The sequence below is a fragment of the Carboxylicivirga sp. M1479 genome, from assembly GCF_007097485.1.
GTDB lineage: Bacteria > Bacteroidota > Bacteroidia > Bacteroidales > Marinilabiliaceae > Carboxylicivirga.
Window position 1 is genome coordinate 1 of the sequence record NZ_VKDE01000126.1, and the last position, 281, is coordinate 281.

At 45.2% G+C, this 281-nt stretch carries 1 rRNA gene; it reads right to left on the bottom strand.

Going from position 1 to position 281, the window contains the following annotated elements:
* A 23S ribosomal RNA gene (locus tag FNN09_RS21025) occupies nucleotides 1-281 on the bottom strand; the annotation flags it as partial.

The following is a 281-nucleotide window of genomic DNA, read 5'->3' on the forward strand; positions in this document are numbered from 1 at the left end:
ACTGGTTCACTATCGGTCTCTCAGGAGTATTTAGCCTTAACGGATGGTCCCGCCAGATTCATACAGGATTTCTCGTGTCCCGCACTACTCAGGATACTCGTCTCGCACAGAACCTTACGTATACCGGACTATCACCGTCTATGGTCGCTCTTTCCAAAGCGTTCTACTTCGTTTCTATTTGATTATACAAGTCCTACAACCCCATAATTGCCTAAACAATTATGGTTTGGGCTAATTCCCGTTCGCTCGCCGCTACTTAGGAAATCACTTTTGTTTTCTCT